This window comes from Acinetobacter lwoffii (genome assembly GCF_024129855.1).
Classification (GTDB): domain Bacteria; phylum Pseudomonadota; class Gammaproteobacteria; order Pseudomonadales; family Moraxellaceae; genus Acinetobacter; species Acinetobacter lwoffii_L.
The window spans coordinates 1-338 of sequence record NZ_JAMXXC010000081.1 but is presented as its reverse complement, the minus strand read 5'-3'; the positions used below and the strand labels follow the sequence as shown (position 1 = coordinate 338).

General features: G+C 48.5%; 1 protein-coding gene. It reads right to left on the bottom strand.

What is annotated here, in order from left to right:
• On the bottom strand, positions 1-338 hold a 338-nt coding region (locus NI465_RS16590), incomplete at both ends, for an aldehyde dehydrogenase family protein (protein ID WP_253146007.1).

Sequence of the window (338 nt, the reverse complement as noted above, 5' to 3'; positions counted from 1 at the left end):
TTCCAGGGAATGATTTGTCCGACTACACCAAGCGGTTCATGGAAATGGTAGGCAATGGTATCTTCATCAATTTCGGAAATGCCGCCTTCCTGAGCACGGATACAGCCGGCAAAATAACGAAAATGGTCAATAGCCAGCGGAATATCGGCAGCCAGCGTTTCACGGATCGGTTTGCCATTGTCCCAGGTTTCTGCCACCGCCAACATTTCCAGATTTTGTTCCAGACGATCTGCAATTTTCAACAGAATATTGGAGCGGGTGGTCGGCGATGCTCTGTTCCATTGTTCTTTGGCTTTGTGCGCTGCATCCAGGGCCAATTCAATGTCTTCTACAGAAGA